This window comes from Kitasatospora sp. NPDC056731 (genome assembly GCF_040687675.1).
In the GTDB taxonomy this organism is placed as follows: Bacteria; Actinomycetota; Actinomycetes; order Streptomycetales; family Streptomycetaceae; genus Kitasatospora.
Map to the genome: position 1 here is coordinate 1 of NZ_JBFBNR010000027.1, position 17,738 is coordinate 17,738.

The following is a 17,738-nucleotide window of genomic DNA, read 5'->3' on the forward strand; positions in this document are numbered from 1 at the left end:
GGAGGTGCCCCCACCGCATGGACTCCCTCCTCCGCCTTGCGATGCACGCACTCCGACGCCGCGCGCTGATCCGACGTGATCCGAAAGAGAGCCCCTAGTGGCCGCTACGCGGCGGGCAGCAGCCGGGCCCGGACGGCGGCGACCTCGGCAGGGGTGGCCCCGGCGGCGAGCAGGTAGCCCGCCGGGTCGAGGCCCTCCAGCGCGCCCGCCAGGGCGGCTTCGGCGGTGGTGCCGGCCTCGGCGAGCACCGCGTCGATCCGGTGGTACTGGTCCGGCAGGCCCAGCATCCCGTACAGCGGGCGGACGTTGGGGCCGCTGAGCTGGTAGTCCTCGACGATCGCGGCCCGTTCGACGCCGGCCAGGGCGAGCAGCAGCAGGGCCGCCAGGCCGGTGCGGTCGCGGCCGGCGCCGCAGTGCACGACCAGGCCGCCGGGGCGGGCGCCGGCGATGGCGGCGATCAGCTCGGCGGCGGCGTGAGGGCAGTGGTCCAGGTAGGGGCGGAGCGCGAGCGGGGTGCCGTCCAGCCGGCCGTAGGCCTCCCACCAGGCGGGGCCGGCGAGTTCGTCCAGCGGGACGCGGATCAGCTCGACGCCCTCGGGGAGCGGGAGGAGCGGCTTGTACTCCTCGGCGTTGCGCAGGTCGACCACGGTGCGGACACCGTGGTCGAGGAGGGCGTCCCAGCCCTCGGCGGTGAGGCGGTCCAGGTTGTCCGCCCGGACTATCGCCCCGCGGGCGGTCGGCCGGCCGGAGACGGTGGGCAGTCCGCCCAGGTCGCGGACGTTCAGGCAGCCGTCCCACACGAGGGTGCGGTCCTCGGTGGTGGTCAGCGCGTGCGTCCGGCTCATGGGGGCCCCGTTTCCTCGACCGGGGGTCCCGTTACCCCCTCGTTATGAAGGACTCCCGGGAGATCCGGATGGTTCCGTGCTGTTCGGATCGCCGACACCCGGCGTTGGGGCCGGTTCGGGCACCGTCCGGGGGTGGTGATGCTCCCCCGGGCGGCAGGTGGATGGCAGGTAGATGGCAGGCGAGCTCGGGTGGTGTCAGGCGGCGGTCGGGGCTTCGGTCTCGGCGGCGACCAGCTTCTCCATCGGATCGGCCGCGATCCGACCGAGCATCGCGCCGGCCGCGATCGCGCCGATCATGAACACGGTGGACAGCCAGGCCATGGTCGCCACCGGCAGGGTGAAGGCGCCGACCACCCGGGCGACGCAGTCGGCCAGCAGCGCGGTGCCCCAGACGCCCGCGAACACCCGCTCGTGGCGCTGGAAGGCCCGGGAGCCGGCCGCCCGGCCCTCGACCAGCCGCTGCCAGGCGGCGGCCCGGTCATGCTTGCCCTTGGTGAGGAAGGGCATCAGCACCGGGGTCATCACCGACCGGCCGACCAGCGCCGAGATCAGGACGGCCAGCGCCACGGTGCCGCTCAGCCCGCCGTCCTTGGCGATCATCAGCCGGGCGTCGCCGGTGACGAAGGTGAGCGCCAGGCCCGCCAGGTTCACGGTCAGCATCAGCGCGGCCCACAGGTTGAGCCTGTGCTCACGCAGCAGGCCGAGCACGGTCCGGGCGGCCGGGATGGCGCTGCTCCACGCCAGCGCGGCGAACACGCTCAGGTCGCAGACCGAGTGCAGCAGGTAGTAGCCGGCCAGCGGGGCGACCACGTCGATGGCGAGCGGGCGGAGCCCGGAGGCCGACGGGTTCGGGGTCGCGCCGGCCTCGGCGGTGGTCGCGGCGGTGATGGTGACGGTCCGGTTCACGGCGGGTTCCTTCCCTGCTGGTGGCCGCGGGCCGCTGCCCGCGTCGTGCCTCCAGTGTTTCCGTCCGACCCTCCGTCAGAGCAGTGCCGTCCGTTGCGGGATCCGCGTGACAGCTGTCATGGTGCGGGCCGTGACAGCCGCTCCGACCTGCGACTTCTCCCGGCTCGCGGGGTCGCGTTCGCCCGGATGGCCCATGATGTGGCGGGTGCAGAGTGCAGAGCGCCCCGGAGCGGGCACCGGCAGCCCCGTCGGCCGGTCCGGACCAGTCCCTTCCGTCGGCCCGCCAGCGGGCCGGGCCCCCGCTCCCGCCGATCTGACCGAGGCCGTCCGGGCCGCCCAGGCCGGGGACGAGGAGGCGTTCCGGCTGCTGTTCCGGACCGTCCAGCCGGGCCTGCTGCGCTACCTGCGGGTCCTGGTCGGCGGCCGCCCCGAGGACGCCCAGGACGCCGAGGACATCGCCTCCGAGACCTGGCTGCAGATCGCCCGCGACCTGGGCGGCTTCTCCGGTGACGGGGACGGCTTCCGCGGCTGGGCCGCCACCGTCGCGCGCCACCGCGCGCTCGACCACCTGCGCGCCCGGCGCCGCCGCCCGGTCGCCGACCTGCCCTTCGAGTACCTGGCCGGGCTGGCCGCCGGGGACGACACCGCGGGCGCCGCGCTGGCCACCGTCGGCACCGCCGACGCGCTGGCGCTGATCTCCCGGCTGCCGCGCGACCAGGCCGAGGCCGTCCTGCTGCGGGTGGTCATGGAGTTGGACGCCGAGAGCGCCGCCCGGGTGCTCGGCAAGCGGGCCGGCAGCGTCCGGATGGCCGCCCACCGGGGGCTGCGGAAACTGGCCACGCTGCTGGAGCAGTCCTTCGCGGCCGGGGTCGGGATCCCCGCCGCGCGCGAGGCCGGGCCGGCCGTGCGGCGGCCCGGCCGGCCCGGCCGGCGCCGTACCGAGGGGCCCGTCGAGGAACCCGTCGAGGAAACCGCGGGGAAGGCCGCCGGGAAGCCCACGGGGAAATCCGCGGGAAAGCCTGCGGGAAAAAGTTCTCCGCAAGGTGTGACAGAACGCCGGGCCGCGACGCTGAAGGACATGAGATGAGCACCAACCGATCCCGTCGGATCGACCGTGACGCTGCCGAGCATCTGCTCGGCGGTGCCGTGGGCGGCCCGCCGGCCGGGCAGGACGCCTCGCTCACCGGACCGGACGGCGGTCCCGGGCCGCTCGCCCGGATCCTCGCCGCGGCCGCCGCCCCGGCGACGGCCGACGAACTGGCCGGGGAGCAGGCCGCCCTGACCGCGTTCCGGGAAGCGCGTCTCACGCCCGCCCCCGTAGTGACCGCACCCGTCCGGAGACGATCGATGGCAACCGCCGCGCTGGCCAGGGCCTTCAGCACGAAGGCCACTGCCGCCGTGCTCGGCGCCACCGCGCTGTGCGGGGTCGCGGTCGCCGCCGGCACCGGCAACCTGCCGTCCCCGCTGGGCGGCGGGTCCGGCGCACCCGAGCACGCGCTCGCCGCCGCGGGCGGGCCCTCCGGCAGTGCGCCCGGCACCGCGCCCGGCACCGCGTCCGCCGATGCGTCCGCCGATGCGTCGGCCGGTTCGCCCGCCACCTCGCCCGGCAGTGCCGCGCCCGGCACCTCGTCCGTCCGCCCGTCCGGCGGCTCCGCCTCGGGCGGCCCGCAGCTGGTCGGACCGTCCACCGCCGCGAAGCCCGGCACCCCCTCCACCGATACCGACGGCGACGGCGACGCCGAGGGGCACGGCGCCCGGCCGCTCGCGCCCGGACTGGTCGCCCTCTGCCACGGCTTCGCCGACTGGTCGGGCCGGGGCGAGCGGTCACCGGCCACCGAGCCGCGGTTCGGCCCGCTGGTCGCGGCGGCCGGCGGGGCGGAGAAGGTGGCGGACTACTGCGCGGAGGCGCTCGGCGAAGAGGACGACGACCACCCGGGCGCCACCGCACAGCCCCACGACCCCGGCCGGACCACCCCCGGCCTTGGCGTGGGCAAGGGGAACACCGAGGACGGCCGGGGCAACGGGCAGGACAAGAACAAGGGCAACGGTCAGGACAACGGTCAGGACAAGGGCAACGGAGGCAACGGGGCCAAGCCCGGCCGGTCCGGCGTGACCGTCCCGGCGCCGCCGAGCGCGCCGCCCCTGCCCGACGTCCGCCCGAGCAGGACCGACCGGCCCGACCGGCCCGACGACAGCCAGTCGGGCCGGAGGTAACCCAGGAACTCCGGGTGGGCGGCGAGCGACTCCCCCCGGGCTCGCCGCCCACCCGGACCGCACCACCCGTAGGACCGCACCACCCGCAGTACCGCTCGTCAGTACCACCCGAAGACCCCGGGTGGCCGGTCGGCTCCCCGTGCCGTCCGGCCGCCCGGCCGGCCCCGGCCGGATCGGCAGGCGCCCACCCCGGACGCGCCGCCGGCCCGGTCGGCCTGGAACGTGCGGCCCGCCCTCCCGCAGTCAGGGCGGGCCGCACCCCCGCGCCGGCGGTCGGGGGGCCGCTGCCCGGTCCCCCGACCGCCTCCCCGCCCCCGGCGGTGCGGTCCGGCGGTGCGGCTATCGTGCACAGGTGCACGAGGCGGCCCGGAACACCGGGCACGGCACGTGAGGGGAGTTCCAGGTGATCGGACGGGCGCTGAACGGGCGTTACGAACTCGTCGAGATACTCGGCGTCGGCGGCATGGCCACCGTCTGGCGCGGGCTGGACCACGTGCTGGGCCGTCAGGTGGCCGTCAAGGTCCTCAACGGGGGACTCGCCGACGACCCCCGCTTCGCCGAGCGGTTCAGCCGTGAGGCGCAGCACGCGGCCATGCTGGTGCACCCGAGGATCGTCATGGTCTTCGACTCGGGCGTCGACCAGGGCACGCCGTTCATCGTCATGGAGCTCGTCCACGGCCGTTCGCTCGCCGCCGTGCTGGCGCAGCAGCCGGGTCTGCCGGTGGAACGCGCCGTCGGCATCGCGGCGGCGGTCTGCGAGGCGCTGGCGGTCGCGCACGCGGCCGGGCTGGTCCACCGGGACATCAAACCCGGCAACATCATGATCACCGACGACGGCGGGGTGAAGGTCGTCGACTTCGGCATCGCCCGGGCCGGTTCGTCCAGCAACCTGACCCAGACGGCGAGCGTGCTCGGTACGGCCGCCTACCTGTCGCCCGAGCAGGCCACCGCCTCGCCCCTGGACGGCCGCACCGACCTCTACGCGGTCGGCTGTGTGCTCACCGAAATGCTCACCGGCGAGACGCCGTTCACCGCCGAGACCCCGGTGGCGATCGCCTTCAAGCACGTCAGCGAGCAGCCCCTGCCGCCGTCCTACCGCCGCCCCGGCCTGCCGCCCGCGCTGGACGCGGCCGTGCTGCGCCTGCTCGCCAAGAACCCCGCCGACCGGCCGGCGGACGCCGTCGCGGCGCGGGCCGAACTCCTCTCCACCATCCCCGGGTTGGCGGTCGGAGACCCGACGGCGGAACTCCTCGCCACCGCCGCCGCCACCCAACTGCTGCCGCCCGTGCGGTCGGTGAACCCCAACCAGCAGCACACCACCCTGCTCCCGCCGCAGGCCCCGGCCGTCACCTCGCTGATGGCGCCCGTCCCGCAGGGCCCGCCGGCCACTTCGCTGATGGCGCCCGTCCGGCAGGCCCCGCCCGGGCCCGCCGGCCGCAACCGCAACCGCCGCCGCAGGCCCCTCGTCCTCGGCGCGCTGGGCGTGGCCGGACTCGCGGGCGTCACCGCTCTGGCCGTCGCCGCCCTGGACGAGCCTGCCGGCAATGCCGCCGCTCCCGCTCCCGCCAAGCCGCCGGCGGCCACCGCCCCCAGCACCCCGGCTGCCGCGCCCAGCACCCCGGCCCGCGCGTCCACCCCCGCGGCGACCCCGACGCTCACCACCGCGGCCCCCACCACCCCGGCCGGTCTCCCCACGGCCCCCAACCCCGGCGTCCCCCGCAACCAGGGGGCGGCCCTCCAGCTCAACGCCTTCCGCCAGGCCGTCGTCCAGACCCCGGTCGGGGGCAAGGAGCACGACCGCCAGGCGGAGCTGCTGCGGATCCTCGACGACGCCTCCGCCCGCCTCAACGAGGGCAATCCGGACGACGCGGCCCAGGAGCTCAAGGACGCCCAGAAGGTGATCCGCGACCTGGCCAAGAAGCACGCCATCGACGGCCCCACCAGCGCCAACTGGAACGCCCGCCTCGGCGCGCTGCTGATCACCCTGCACGCCACGGCCGCCGACAACCAGGACTGGTGACCGCAGGGCCCAAGTTCTGTCCGACGCGGCGCTTCAGCGCGCGGCTGCGGGCTGTTCGGCCGCCCAGGCGAACCCGTCCGGGTCGGTGAAGGTGCCGGCGGTGCCGCCGATCACGAGCCGGTGCGATCCGCTGCCGTCGGGGGAGACTCCGGCGTCCTTGGCGAGGGCCCGGCGCTTGTACAACGCGAGCTTGACCGGGCTGGACCCGGTGGCGAACTCGACGTACACCGGGCCGAAGCTCTTCGCCACGGCGAGGCCGCGGTCGACGTAGAACCGCTTGCTCGCGGAGACGTCCGCGACTCCCAGCAGGAGTACGAGCTGGTCGATCCGCCGGGTGGCCGGGCCGGTGTCCTTCTTCGCGGAGGTCGCGATCTTCCAGATCGTCCCGTCCGGGGCCTGGACGACGCCGCCGTAGCCCCAGAGCGACTTCGCGGCGGGCTTGAGGGCGGTGGCGCCGGCGTCGAGGGCGGCGTCGACGAAGCCGTCGACGGTGGCGGGCTGGGACACCGTGAGCGACAGCGTGAACCCGCGGAAGCCGGTGGTCGGCTCCTGCGAGGCCCGCAGGCGCAGCTGCGTGTCCAGGCCGAAGGCGGTGGTGTAGAAGCTGCGGGCGGCCGTGGGGTCGGCCACGTCGAGGATGAGGGAGTCGATGGAAGTCATGTCCTCCACGCTAGGTGGGGCCCGGTGGCCGGGGCTTCTCGAATCCTGACCGGTCCGGGGGCCCGTCGTGCGCGGCGCCGGTAGTCGTCGGGCGGCATGCCGACCAGTTCGGTGAAGCGGGTGCGGAAGGCGTCCGGCGAGGTGCAGCCGACCGCGCGGCGGACCGCGCTGACGCCGAGGCCGCCGCAGCGCAGGAACGCGGCCGCGCGCTCGACGCGACGCGCCGTCAGGTAGCCGTACGGCGAGTCGCCGTAGGCCAGCCGGAACTCGCGGCTGAGCTGCCCGGCCGCCAGGCCGGCGTCGCGCGCGAGCGCCAGGACGTCCAGCGGCCGCGCGTACTCGCGGTCGATCCGGTCCCGGACGCGGCGCAGCCGCGCGAGGTCTTTCAGGCGCTGCGCCGCCGCGCGGGCGCGGGCCCACGAGGGGTGACACACGGGAGGACTCCTCTCAGCGGGCCCGACTCCGGCCGTCGCGGCCGTCGAGGACTGCACGGCCCGTACGGTCGGCGCGCGGCCGGACGGCTCAGCGCAGTTCCTGGATGCGGATCAGGTTGCCGGCGGGGTCGCGGAAGGCGCAGTCGCGGATGCCGTACGGCTGCTCGGTCGGTTCCTGGACGACCTCGGCGCCGCCGGCCTGCACCGCCCGGAAGGTGTCGTCGAGGTCCCGGGTGGCCAGCAGGATCCAGCCGTAGGTGCCCTTGGCCATCATCTCGGCGATGGTGCGGCGCTCGTCCTCGGTGACCCCGGGGTCGACGGCCGGCGGCGCCAGGAGGATGGAGGTGTCGGGCCGCCCGGCGGGGCCGACGGTGATCCAGCGCATCTTACCCTGTCCGACGTCGCCGCGGACCTCGAAGCCGAGGACGTCGCGGTAGAAGACCAGGGACGCGTCCGGGTCGTCGTGCGGGAGGACGCTGGTGTGAATGGTGATGTCCATGGCGCCGATGCTAGGTGTGGCCGCGCGGGCGTGCTTCTCGGATCCTGACCGATCGGACGCGGCCGTCCACAGCCTGTGGACAACGTCACGGCTTGCGGTGGCTACGGGTTTCGACGTTCGCCCGGATCGCCCGCGACAGCGTCCCCGCCGCCGTGGCGAGGAAGACGAAGGTGTACCCGATCTGCAGGATCACCACGAGGCGGGGCGCCTGTGCGGCCGGGGTGATGTCGCCATAGCCGACGGTGGCCAGGGTGACGACGGTGAAGTACAGGGCGTCGAGCCGGGTGACCAGCCCATCGAAATCGCCCGGACGGGCGGCCATGACGTAGTAGGTCGCGGCGAAGATGGTCATCGCGAGGAAGATCAGGAAGGACAGCCAGGCCACCGGGCGCTTCGCGTCGCCCCGCAGCACGGCGGTGGTCTTCGCCAGCAGCAGGCCGCTCAGGCCGACCAGCGCGGCGGTGAACACGAGCCAGCTGAGGACGGGGTGGTGGTAGCCGAGCCGGCGCAGGGGGAGTATCCAGTACGCGAGGATCAGCGCGGTGCAGGCGCCCAGCAGCCAGAGCGCGGACCTCGGGTCGACCCGGCCTTGCGGTGGTGGTGGCTGGCTTCCGGACATCGCGTCCAGCCTGCGGCCGCGCCGGGCCGGCCGCGCCCCGGGCTGGGCCGTTCGGGCCGGACCGTCCGGGCCGGACCGTCCGGGGGCGGATCGGCGGGGGCCGCAGCACCGGCCCCCGCTGACCGCTCCTCAGGCGGAGGCCGGGGCTCCTCCGTCCGGTCGGCCGGGTTCGTCCAGCAGCTCCAGCACCGCCAGGACGGCGACCAGCGCGAGCGCCAGACAGAGCGTCACCAGCACCGTCGGATAGCTCCACAGCACGAACGCCAGCGCCGCGCCCGCGACCGCCGCCCAGCCCAGCCAGGCCTTCCAGCGGTGGACGAACCGCCCGACCGGCCCGAGCCGCAGCCCGGCCCGTTCGGCGGTGCTCCGGGCCGCGCCGAGCCCCGCGTGCCAGCTGCCGCGCGCGGTGCGGGCCCAGCGCCCGCCGCCGCTGATCCAGGCGCCGAGCGCGACGATCAGGCCGAGCGCGATCACCACCCGGACGGCGGAGCGCAGGTAGCGCACCAGCGCGTCGTACACCGCCTGGGCGGCCGACTGGTCCACCCCGGCGGGGAGCCCGTCCAGGTAGACGGCCCGGAACACGCTCAGCCCGATGCCCAGCAGCAGCGCCCCGCCGGCCATCCCCAGCGCCACCGTGACCGCCGCCCGGCGCCGCCGGACCGCGAGCAGCACCCCGCCGGCCGCGCAGGCCAGCGTGAGCACCGGCATCCAGAAGCCGGCCAGGTCCAGCAGCCGCAGGCCGGTGCGGACCTTGGGGATGGCGGAGGACTGCACCAGCGTGAACGAGGTGTGGATCTCCGGGATCCTCGCGGCCGGCGTGAGCCCGTTGTCGACCAGCGCGGCCTTCACCCGGGCGATCACCGGGGCGAGGTCGAGCACCACGGTGTCGTTCCTGACCTCGACGGCGCCGCCGCCCTGCCCGGTCAGCATCCGGTCGATCGCGGTGTGCGCCTGCCGGTTGACGTCCGTCCAGAGGGTGGCGAAGGCGTCGCTGTCCACCACCCGCTGGACCTGGTTGCGGACGAAGCCGGTGAGCCCGTCGGTGAGGGCCTGGCCGATGCCGTTCAGCAGCGCGCCGAGCTTGGGCCGGTCGTCGGGGGCGATGGTGTCGAGCAGCGAGTCGACCGGGATCCGCGTCACGATCTCGTCGGTGACCCGGTTGGTGACGGCCGCTCTGACCGCCGGGTCCCTGGCCAGCGGCGCCATGGTCGCGACGTACCGGTCTGTGTCGCCGATCTCCGACCTCGCCCACACCGCGACGGCGCTCAGCGGGGTCAGCACGCAGGCCAGCAGGATCAGCAGGACGGCGAAGAGGGAGCGCACCCGGTGGCGGTCCGGGCGGGTCTCCAACTGCCGGGTGAGCCGCGCCTGGTGGGCCTCGGCGGCGTTCAGGCGGGCCCGCAGGTCGGCCAGCTCGTCGGGCGACCCGGCGGGCGGTTCCCCGGGCGGTTCCCCGGGCGGTTCCCCGGGCGGTCCGGCAGGCGGTCCGCCCGGGGGTCCGGCGGGTGGTCTGACGGGCGGCTCGTCGCCCGGTTCGTCGGTGGGCATGCCGCGACTCCGTTCCTCCGGTAGGTGCATACCAGGAGATAACGGATCAGATCGGACGGCCAGTCGGGAGCGCCGTGAGCAGCCCGGATGCAGCAGAAACCCCCGGCACCGTCATCGGACGGTGCCGGGGGCTTCCGGAAAAGAGCGGGACTCAGACGGCCGTCTCGGGCCGCTTCGTCTCGGTGGCCTTGGTCACGTTGGTCGGCGTGACGGCCGGCGGGGTCGTGGCGGCCGGCTGCGGCGCGGCGGTGCTCTGCGCGGTGCCGGCGCTCTGCGCCGCGTCCGCCGGGGCTTCGTCCTCGCGCAGCGCCTTCGTCTCCGCCTTCAGGATGCGCATCGACTTGCCGAGGCCGCGGGCCATCTCCGGCAGCTTCTTCGACCCGAACAGCAGGATGACGATCGCCAGCACCACCAGGAGGTGCCAGGGCTCAAGACCGTTCCGCAGCATCCCTGGCCACCGGTCCCTTCTTGTCTAGAGTCAAGGGTGGGCGAGCGCCCGTGCTGGCCAGTATGCCTGGCGACGACGGCGAACGGATACACCGGCCGGGAAACGCTGGCCAAAAAGCAGGTGCCGTTCGAGCGGAACGCGAGCGCCCGCGGCAGCGGCCGGAACCGGCCCGGTCCGGCCCGCACACCCGTGACCAGCCCGCACGGCACCGCGCCGCGCAACACCCGCCCCTCGGGCCCCTTCGCTCCCGTCGCCGGGGGCCGCAGCCGACAACCGCCCGATCGACGGCGGCTCAGTACACGAAGGGCACGAGTCGCTTCGACATCCGCCGGTATTCCGCGTACTCCGGCCCGAAGGCGGCCAGCAGCAGCCGCTCCTCGGCGGCGATCCGCCAGCCGTACGCGCCGAGCAGCAGCGCCGGCACCAGCAGGGCCGCCGGCCAGCTGCCCAGGCCGAGCGCGTAGCCCGTCCAGACCAGCAGGCTGCCGGCGTAGCCGGGGTGGCGGATCTGCCGGTACGGGCCGCTGCGGACGACGCGCTGGGTGTCCATGGTGCGCAGGGTGCGGGTGTAGTAGCGGCCCAGGGTGCGCATGCCCCAGGCCCGCAGCGCCAGCCCGGCGGCGATCAGTGCGATCCCGAACCAGCGGGCCCAGGGCGGCAGTTCGCCGATCCCGGCACGGCCGAACAGCACCACGACCAGCACCGCGGCGACGTAGCAGGCGAGCAGCAGCCGGGTCGAGCCGCGGTCGCGGTCGTCCGCGCGCCAGGTGCCGGCGGCGGAGTCCTCGCGGCGGCGCAGCAGCAGCTCGTAGCCGGCCCAGCAGAGCATGCCGAGGAGGGAGAGCAGGGTCGTCAGGGACATACGGCGGCTCCCGGCGGATAGGAGGGGCGGGCCACGTACCCCTTCACGGTCCTCCCCGGGGCCCGCCGACGCACGCCCCCGGGGGTGGACGCCCCGCCCTCCACCCCCAGGTGGACCGTCGTGAGGTCTGCCGGCACCGGTAATGGGGTGGGGCGGGAGCGGCGGAGAGCCCCCGCCGGAGGGGGCGGGGGCTCTCGATGACTCGCGTGGATCGGTCCTGGTGGGTCAGACGGTGACGGCCTCGGGTGCGGCCTCCGGGGCCGGGGCGGCGGCGGGGAGGTGGCGCATCAGGCGGTAGGCCAGCAGGGCGGCGCCGAGGGCGAAGACCAGGCCGACCGCCGCGGCGACGTGCAGGCCGTCGGTGAAGGCGGCCCGGGCGGTCTCCAGCAGGTCCGTGCCGATCCGGCCGGGCAGGTGGCCGGCGACGGTGACCGCGCCGCCGAGGGTGTCCTGGGCGGTCCGGGCGGCCTCGCCGTCGACGCCCGCGGGGAGGGCGCCGTCCAGCTGGTGGCGGTAGACGGCGGCGCCGGCCGCGCCGAGCAGGGCGATGCCGAGTGAGCTGCCGAGTTCGACGGCGGTCTCGGAGGTGGCGGAGGCGGCGCCGGCCTGCTCGACGGGGGCGGCGGAGACGACCATTTCGGCGGTCATGGTCATGGTGCCGACGGTGCCGGCGGCGAGGACGCCCGCCGCGACGAGGATGAGCGCCAGCGGGGAGTGCGCGCCGACCTGGGTCATCAGCGCGAAGCCCGCCGCGCCGACCAGGAACCCGCCGCCCATCAGGGCCGCCGGGCGGACCTTGCCGGCCAGCGCCGAGCTGGTGCCGACGGCCGCGCCGACGCCGACGCTGGGCACCAGCGACCAGAGCGAGGCGGTGAGCGGGCTCATGCCCTTGACCAGTTGCAGGTACTGCGAGGTGAAGAGGGCGAAGCCCATCATCGCGAACATCGCGATGGTGTTGACGCTGATCGCGCCGCTGAAGGTGCGGATCCGGAACAGGCCGAGGTCGATCAGCGGGTCGGCGGCGGTGCGCTGGCGCCGGACGAACGCGGCGGCCAGCAGCAGGCCGACGGGGACGGCGAGGGCGGGCAGCGGGCTCCAGCCGTCCACGGCGAGGGTCTTGACGCCGTAGACCAGCGGCAGGATCGCGGCCATCGAGAGCGCGGCGCCGGGCAGGTCGAAGCGGCCGGTGCGTGCGGTGGAGCGGTACTCGGGGAGCAGGGCGGGCGCGGTGAGCAGCACCAGGGCCATCACCGGGACGGCGACCAGGAACGTGGAGCCCCACCAGAAGTGGTCGAGCAGCAGGCCGCCGACGACCGGGCCGAGGGTGGCGCCGGCGGTGAGGACGCCGCCCCAGGCGCCGAGGGCGATCTGCCGTTGCTTGGGGTCGTGGAACATGTTGCGGATCAGCGCGAGCGTCGAGGGCATCACGGTGGCCCCGGCGACGCCGAGCAGGGCGCGGGCGGCGATCAGCTGGCCGGCGGTGTCGGCCCGGGCGGCGAGCAGCGAGGCGCCGATGAAGCCGGCGGCGCCGATCATCAGCAGCCGGCGGCGGCCGATCCGGTCGCCGAGCGAGCCCATGGTGATGAGCAGCCCGGCGAGCAGGAACGAGTACATGTCCATGATCCACAGCTGCTGGGTGCCGCTGGGCGCAAGCGTGGTGGAGATGAAGGGGACGGCGAAGAAGAGCACGCCCATGTCCATGGCCAGGACGAGGGTCGGGAGCAGGAGGACGGCCAGGCCGATCCATTCGCGACGGCCTGCGCGGCCGGTGGTTGCGGTCATGGGGAAGACGGTACGGGCGTGTCAGACGTCTGTCTAGTACATATGTGTAAATCGCTCGTGCGAGACGAATGTGCGAGACAGTCGTGCGAGACATTCGTGCAAGACATTTGTGCAGTCCTTCCGTAGGATCGGGTCATGGGAAACCGCGAAGACCTGATGGCCGGCGCCAAGCGCTGCCTGTACGAGAAGGGGTACGGGCGCACCACCGCCCGTGACGTCGCGACCGCCTCGGGCGTCAGCCTGGCCGCGATCGGCTACCACTTCGGTTCGAAGGACGCGCTGCTCAACGCGGCGATGATCGAGGCGATCGGGGAGATGGGGGCGGCCCTGGGCGCGGTGGTGGACGCCGCCAACCGGGTGTCGGACGACCCGGAGGAGCGCTTCGCCGCGGTCTGGGACGGCCTCAGGACCGTCTTCACCGAGCACCGCGGGCTCTGGGCGGCCCAGTTCGAGGCGCTCGCCCAGGCCGCGCACGCGCCCGAGCTGGCGCACGCGTTCGCGGAGGCGCAGAAGGAGGGCCGGCTCGGTCTCGCCGCGCTGTTCCAGGGGCTGCCCGAAGTGCCGGACACCGAGGAGGAGATCGTCCGCGGCTCCTTCTACCAGACCCTGCTGGCCGGGTACGCCGCCCAGTGGCTGGCCGCCCCCGAACTGGCGCCGAGCGGGCGGGACTTCCTGCGCGGGCTGCGGCTGGTCAGCGCAAGCGTGCTCAGCCCCGCGGTGCCGTCACCGCCCGCTGCCGCCCGCTGACGGTTGCCGCCCGTCGCCCGCTGACAGCTGCCGCCCGCTGACAGCTGCCGCCCGTCGACCGCTGTCGACGGCGCCGCCCCACTAGGCGGTGACCACCGTCAGCAGCACCACCGAGTCGACGTGGGCCAGCAGCCCGTGCCGCTCCTGGGGCACCGGCTCCAGCCGTCCGACCGGCAGCTCCTGGTGCCGGCCGGCGATGGTCAGCGAGACCCGGCCGCGCAGCACCTGGACGCTGCCGGCGGTCGGCGGGGTGTGCTCGTCCAGCGAGGTGCCCGCGGTCAGCGCGATCACGGTCTGCCGCAGGACGCCGTCGTGGAGCACCAGGTGGGCGCTGCGCCCGTGCGGGCTCTCGGCCGCCCGGGCGAGGTGCTCCACGGCGAGCTGTTCGAGATCGGGCATCGCGCGTCCTCCTGACCCGGCGGGCCGGGCCGACCCCGGGCGCCCGGACCGGCGCCGTGTGCCCAGGTTCGCGGACGCGCTCGGCTCGCGCACCCGGAGCCGTTCGACGTGCAGCCCCCGGCGAGTGCCCGCATCGTGGAGGCATGGCGATCAACGAGACAATCTCCGGCGGGTTCCAGGTCAACCGCTCGCTGCTGGCCGGCGGCGCGCTGCTCACCGGTATCGGCGCCGTGCTCGGCGTGGCCGGGGCGGCGATGGTGTGCGCGGCGCTGGCCACGGCGGGCCGCAGCTGGGTGCGCAGCCTGGAGACCGCGCCGGCCGCGTTCGCCCAGCGGGCGCTGCGCGAGGCGAAGGTGGCGTCCAGTGCGGGCTGGGAGGCCTGGCGCGCGGAGCACGGTTCGCCCAACTGAGCGCACCCGCCCCGCCGAGTGCCCGCACCCGGCCGGGTGCGGCGGGCCGCCATGGGGGTGCGGTCCGCCGCGGCTGTGGACCCGCCTACCCCGCCTACAGGCCGAGCGACTTGGCGATGATGCTGCGCATGACCTCGCTGGTGCCGCCGTAGATCCGGAACACCCGGTTGTCGGTGTAGAGCCGGGCGATCGGGTACTCCAGGATGTAGCCGTAACCGCCGTGCAGCTGAAGGCACTTGTCGATGACGGTGGACGCCGACTCGGTGCAGAACAGCTTCGTGGCGGCCGCGTCGGCGACGGTCAGCTCCCCCTGCTGGTACAGCTCCAGCGCGCGGTCCACCATCGACTGCTGTGCCACCACCTGGGCCTCGCAGTCGGCCAGGGTGAACTTGGTGTTCTGGAACTCGGCCACCGCCTTGCCGAACACCTTGCGGTCCTTGACGTACTGGAGCGCGAACCGCACCGCCGCGGCCGCCGACGCGTACGCGCTGACGGCGATCGCCAGCCGCTCCTGCACCAGGTTGTGGGTCAGGTAGGAGAAGGCCCGGCCCTGCTCGCCGAGCAGGTTCTCCACCGGCACCTTGACGTCGCTGAAGGCCAGTTCGGCGGTGTCCGAGGTGCGCAGGCCGATCTTCTGCAGCTTGCGGCCGACCGTGTAGCCGGGGGACGTGGTGTCCACGCAGAGGATGGACAGGCCGGCCCGGCGGTTGTCCGGATCGTACGGGGCGGTGCGGCAGACCACCAGGACGAGGTCGGCCAGCACGCCGCCGGTGATGAAGGTCTTGGCGCCGTTCAGGACGTAGTGGGTGCCGTCCTCGGAGAGCCGCGCGGTGGTGGCGATGCCCGCGAGGTCGGAGCCGGCGCCCGGCTCGGTCATCGCGATGGCGGTCATGATGTCGCCGGAGACGAAGCCGGGCAGCCAGCGCCGCTTCTGCTCCTCGGTGGCGTACTCCAGCAGGTAGGGCAGGACCAGCGCGGTGTGCACGCCCGAGGAGCCGAAGCTCACGCCCGCCCGGGCGGTCTCCTCGGTGATCACCGTCTGGTACTTGAAGCCGCTCTCGCCCGCGCCGCCGTACTCCTCCGGCACCTCGATGCCGTAGACGCCGAGCGCGCCGAGCTGCCGGTAGAAGTCGCGCGGCGGGTGGCCGTCGGCCTCCCAGCTCTCGTAGACCGGGACGACCTCGTTGGCGATGAAGTCCCGGATGGTCTCCCGGAAGGCCTCGTGGTCCTCGTTGAACACGGTGCGGCGCACGGCGGCGCTCCCTTCGGTGGTGACCGGCTGCGGGCGCCGGCGGGGGCTGAACGTGCCAGGTGATGGCCTCACAAGTTAATCCCGGGTAGCTTCGGCTGTCCAGGGTCGACGGCTCCGGAAATGGCCGCTGGTCACTGGTGGTCGGCGCCCTCAAGTGAATCCTTGCTAGCCTTCGGTCGGCAGTCCGGAGCGCGGGAGGGGGGCTCACCATGGTGGTCCGACGACCGCCCGGGCGGCGCGCCCAGATCCTCGCCGTGGCGGCCGACCGGTTCCACCGCAGCGGCTACCACCAGGTCTCCATGACCGAGGTCGCCGCCGGGGTCGGCATCACCGCGCCCGCCCTCTACCGGCACTTCCGCGGCAAGCCCGAACTGCTCGACCGCGCCGTCCGGCTGGGGCTGGACGCGCTGGCCTGCGGGCTGCGCGGGGCCCGCACCACCGGCGACCTCGGCGCCGCGCTGGCCGCCGTCGCGGTCGGGCACCGCCCGCTCGGCACCCTGGTGCAGCGCGACGCCAGGCTGCTGCCGCCGGCCCGGCGGGCGGCGCTGCGCCGCGAACTGCGTGCCGACGTCGCGCTGATGACCGCCGTGCTGCGCGCCGGCCGTCCGGAACTCCCGGCGCCGGACGCCGAGTTGCTCTGCTGGTCGGCGCTCTCGGCCTGTACCGGGCTCTCCTACCAGTCGGCCGCGCCGCAGCCCCGCCGCGCCGAGGCGGTGCTGCGCGAACTCGTGGCCGCCGTCCTCGCGGCCTCCCTGCGCGGCGCCGCAGCTCACCCGGATCCCGCAGCCCACCCAGGTCCCGCCCTCATCCCCGTCTCCGCCGCCGACCCTGTCGCCCCCGGGCCGCCGGAGCCCAGGCCGCAGGCGCGCCGCGAGGAGCTGCTCGCGGCGGCCGTCCGGCTCTTCCACCAGCGCGGCTTCGACAACGTCAGCACCGACCAACTCGGCGCCGCCGTCGGCATCTCCGGCCCCAGCGTCTACCGGCACTTCGACAGCAAGGCCCAGTTGCTCGCCGCCTCGCTGGTGCGCAGCCGCGAACGGCTCTGGCAGGAGGTGGACGGCGCGTTCGCGGCCGCCGCCGGGCCGGAGGCGGCGCTGGCGGCCGGCCTGGGCGCGTACGTCGGCTTCGCGCTGCGCAACGGCGACTACCTGGGTGCGATGCTGAGCGAGACGGAGCGGCTGGCCCCGCCGGACCGCCGGGTCGCGGTGGACTTCCGGCGCGACTTCCTGCGTACCTGGGTCGGCCTGCTGCGGCGGGTCCGGCCCGAGTGCGACGCGGTCGAGGCCCGGATCCGGGTCCACGCCCTGTTCGCGCTGGTCAACGACGGGGTGCGGAACCGCCCGCACAGCGCCCGCCCGGACCTCGGGGACTGCCTGCTGCACCTCGGCCGGGCCGTCCTCGGACTGCCCGGAACGGACGGCGGCCGGGTGCCCGCCCCGCGCTGACGGGGCGGGCACCCGGCCCGTGGGTCAGGCGTGCCCTAGCCGACGGCGCCCGGGAAGAAGGCCCGGGCGTCGAGGTTGCCGTTGCCCTGCAGAGCGCCGATGTTGCCGCCGTTGCCGGTCGCGGCGAGGCCGTTGTTCTGGTTGCTCGCGCCCGAGCCGGTGGCCGTCTGCTGGGTGACGACCACGTTGCCGTGGACGTTGCCGATGACGTTGGCGGAGCCGGTGTTGCTCACGACGCTGCTGTTGGAGTGGTCGAGGGCGCCGGCGCCGTTGTCGGCGTGGGCGCTGGCGGCGCCGAAGCCGACGAGGAGGAACGCCCCGAGGGCGGTGACGGCGGCGGCTGCGCGGATACGGGACACGATGGTCTCCTGAGCTGGGGGTGCGAAATGTGGCGCGATCCGGAGTGGCCGCCCCGTGGCGCCGTTGCCTGACGTCGCAGGTTCAGCATTCACCAACAGCGCGGACGAACTCCACCAAACGGGTGGCAATTCCCCCGATGGTGTCATGGTGACGCCGTATCCGGAGATTGCCCGATGGCCGCGACGAAGGCATCTCAACCCCATCAAAACTGCTGGTGGAGAGGGAAGTTGATGTACAAGGCGGCGGAGTCGGACAACCCTGTGCAGTCAACACAGAGTTGACTGAGTT

At 74.6% G+C, this 17,738-nt stretch carries 19 protein-coding genes; 6 read left to right on the plus strand and 13 right to left on the minus strand.

The genetic code is table 11. The annotated features are described in order from the left end of the window. Positions 1-104 precede the first annotated feature (104 nt). Positions 105-845: a tyrosine-protein phosphatase gene (locus tag AB0R04_RS25525; protein WP_363375028.1), complete on the minus strand. Its 741-nt coding sequence runs from the start codon at positions 843-845 to the stop codon at positions 105-107. Between the two features lie 195 nt (positions 846-1,040). Beyond that, on the minus strand, positions 1,041-1,751 hold the full coding sequence (locus tag AB0R04_RS25530) for a VC0807 family protein (RefSeq protein WP_363375031.1): 711 nt from the start codon (positions 1,749-1,751) through the stop codon (positions 1,041-1,043). A gap of 196 nt (positions 1,752-1,947) precedes the next feature. Between AB0R04_RS25530 and AB0R04_RS25535 the strand changes: the two genes are divergently transcribed. From AB0R04_RS25535 to AB0R04_RS25545, 3 genes are all read left to right on the plus strand, one after another. Beyond that, the gene (locus AB0R04_RS25535) at positions 1,948-2,838 is read left to right on the plus strand and encodes an RNA polymerase sigma factor (protein ID WP_363375200.1); all 891 of its coding nucleotides are present in this window, start codon (positions 1,948-1,950) and stop codon (positions 2,836-2,838) included. Beyond that, entirely contained in the window at positions 2,835-3,965 is a 1,131-nt protein-coding gene (locus AB0R04_RS25540) for a hypothetical protein (protein WP_363375034.1), read from the plus strand. Before AB0R04_RS25535 ends, AB0R04_RS25540 begins: the two co-directional genes overlap by 4 nt. A 403-nt stretch (positions 3,966-4,368) precedes the next feature. Beyond that, the gene (locus tag AB0R04_RS25545; protein ID WP_363375036.1) at positions 4,369-5,985 is read left to right on the plus strand and encodes a protein kinase; all 1,617 of its coding nucleotides are present in this window, start codon (positions 4,369-4,371) and stop codon (positions 5,983-5,985) included. Between the two features lie 33 nt (positions 5,986-6,018). Here the strand turns inward: AB0R04_RS25545 and AB0R04_RS25550 are convergent, their stop codons facing one another. From AB0R04_RS25550 to AB0R04_RS25585, 8 genes are all read right to left on the minus strand, one after another. Then, positions 6,019-6,645, minus strand: coding sequence for a glyoxalase (locus AB0R04_RS25550; protein ID WP_363375038.1), 627 nt, complete (start codon positions 6,643-6,645; stop codon positions 6,019-6,021). Then, positions 6,642-7,079 (minus strand): AraC family transcriptional regulator, encoded by a 438-nt coding sequence (locus AB0R04_RS25555; RefSeq protein ID WP_363375041.1) that lies wholly within the window; start codon positions 7,077-7,079, stop codon positions 6,642-6,644. The genes AB0R04_RS25550 and AB0R04_RS25555 overlap by 4 nt, the downstream gene beginning before the upstream one ends. 88 nt (positions 7,080-7,167) lie before the next feature. Then, complete coding sequence (locus tag AB0R04_RS25560) at positions 7,168-7,578, minus strand: VOC family protein (RefSeq protein ID WP_363375044.1); 411 nt, start codon at positions 7,576-7,578, stop codon at positions 7,168-7,170. Positions 7,579-7,663: 85 nt separating this feature from the next. Next, positions 7,664-8,197, minus strand: a complete 534-nt coding sequence (locus AB0R04_RS25565) for a potassium channel family protein (RefSeq protein ID WP_079135787.1) — start codon at positions 8,195-8,197, stop codon at positions 7,664-7,666. A 129-nt stretch (positions 8,198-8,326) separates the two neighbouring features. Continuing rightward, positions 8,327-9,745, minus strand: a complete 1,419-nt coding sequence (locus AB0R04_RS25570) for a hypothetical protein (RefSeq protein ID WP_363375046.1) — start codon at positions 9,743-9,745, stop codon at positions 8,327-8,329. Positions 9,746-9,896: 151 nt separating this feature from the next. Next, complete coding sequence (gene tatA / locus AB0R04_RS25575; protein WP_063348755.1) at positions 9,897-10,193, minus strand: Sec-independent protein translocase subunit TatA; 297 nt, start codon at positions 10,191-10,193, stop codon at positions 9,897-9,899. A gap of 292 nt (positions 10,194-10,485) precedes the next feature. Then, the gene (locus tag AB0R04_RS25580) at positions 10,486-11,055 is read right to left on the minus strand and encodes an isoprenylcysteine carboxylmethyltransferase family protein (protein WP_363375049.1); all 570 of its coding nucleotides are present in this window, start codon (positions 11,053-11,055) and stop codon (positions 10,486-10,488) included. A 225-nt stretch (positions 11,056-11,280) separates the two neighbouring features. After that, positions 11,281-12,837, minus strand: coding sequence for an MFS transporter (locus AB0R04_RS25585; protein ID WP_363375052.1), 1,557 nt, complete (start codon positions 12,835-12,837; stop codon positions 11,281-11,283). Positions 12,838-12,972: 135 nt separating this feature from the next. Here AB0R04_RS25585 and AB0R04_RS25590 point away from each other — a divergent pair, with 135 nt between their 5' ends. After that, entirely contained in the window at positions 12,973-13,584 is a 612-nt protein-coding gene (locus tag AB0R04_RS25590; RefSeq protein ID WP_363375054.1) for a TetR/AcrR family transcriptional regulator, read from the plus strand. Positions 13,585-13,665: 81 nt separating this feature from the next. Here AB0R04_RS25590 and AB0R04_RS25595 read toward each other — a convergent pair whose 3' ends face one another. Continuing rightward, complete coding sequence (locus AB0R04_RS25595) at positions 13,666-13,983, minus strand: cupin (RefSeq protein ID WP_363375056.1); 318 nt, start codon at positions 13,981-13,983, stop codon at positions 13,666-13,668. Between the two features lie 143 nt (positions 13,984-14,126). Here AB0R04_RS25595 and AB0R04_RS25600 point away from each other — a divergent pair, with 143 nt between their 5' ends. Continuing rightward, complete coding sequence (locus AB0R04_RS25600; RefSeq protein WP_363375057.1) at positions 14,127-14,393, plus strand: hypothetical protein; 267 nt, start codon at positions 14,127-14,129, stop codon at positions 14,391-14,393. A 94-nt stretch (positions 14,394-14,487) separates the two neighbouring features. On the opposite strand, the gene AB0R04_RS25605 is transcribed toward AB0R04_RS25600, so the two are convergent. Continuing rightward, a complete protein-coding gene (locus AB0R04_RS25605) occupies positions 14,488-15,645 on the minus strand; it encodes an acyl-CoA dehydrogenase family protein (RefSeq protein ID WP_363375060.1) in 1,158 nt (385 codons plus the stop codon). Positions 15,646-15,854: 209 nt separating this feature from the next. Between AB0R04_RS25605 and AB0R04_RS25610 the strand changes: the two genes are divergently transcribed. After that, on the plus strand, positions 15,855-17,090 hold the full coding sequence (locus AB0R04_RS25610) for a TetR/AcrR family transcriptional regulator (RefSeq protein ID WP_363375063.1): 1,236 nt from the start codon (positions 15,855-15,857) through the stop codon (positions 17,088-17,090). Between the two features lie 35 nt (positions 17,091-17,125). On the opposite strand, the gene AB0R04_RS25615 is transcribed toward AB0R04_RS25610, so the two are convergent. Beyond that, the gene (locus tag AB0R04_RS25615) at positions 17,126-17,449 is read right to left on the minus strand and encodes a hypothetical protein (RefSeq protein WP_363375065.1); all 324 of its coding nucleotides are present in this window, start codon (positions 17,447-17,449) and stop codon (positions 17,126-17,128) included. Positions 17,450-17,738: the final 289 nt, after the last annotated feature.